Raw genomic sequence first — 581 nt, forward strand, 5'->3', positions numbered from 1 at the left:
TTGAGCTGGCGCTCGATGCCTCCGGCGCTGCCGGGGTTGGCGAAGGCCACGGCGACCTGGCTGCCAGGCCTGAGCGCGGTGGTGGGCATCACAAAGTCGGTGGGCGTGGTGCTGGTGACGGTCGCGGAGCTGACGGCGACACCGTCGACCCACAGCATCATCAGCGCGCCCACACCACCGGCGGACACGGCGCTGGCGCGCACGGTGACGGTGCTGGTGATGTTGGGCTCGGGCCAGCTGGCACGCAGCGCGCCATTCGAGTGCAGGGTGCCGCCGGGCGCGATGACATTGGCGCCATCGAAGGCGGCCGCGCCGTTGCCGAGGTCGTAGCGGTTGCCGGCGGCGCTAGGCAGCCAGACGGTGTTGCCGGTGGTGGCGTAGGCGACGAAGAGGTTGCGGTCGACGCCGTTGATGACGGCATCGTTGACGAAGGCGATGTCGAGCTTGCGGCCGGCGCTCATCGGGGGCACGGCGAAGCGGTAGTCGGCATGCGCGGTGGACTTGACCTCGGCGCTGCCCACGAGGATGCCGTCAACCAGCACCTGCATGATGGGGCCGGTGCCGCCGGCGAGCGCGCCGCG

General features: G+C 71.1%; 1 protein-coding gene. It reads right to left on the minus strand.

Features of this window, described 5'->3' with window-relative positions:
- A partial coding sequence (locus tag PO768_RS29045; RefSeq protein WP_272648829.1) for a carbohydrate-binding domain-containing protein occupies positions 1-581 on the minus strand: 581 nt, incomplete at both ends.

The sequence above is a fragment of the Paucibacter sp. XJ19-41 genome, from assembly GCF_028462495.1.
Taxonomy (GTDB): Bacteria; Pseudomonadota; Gammaproteobacteria; order Burkholderiales; family Burkholderiaceae_C; genus Roseateles_E.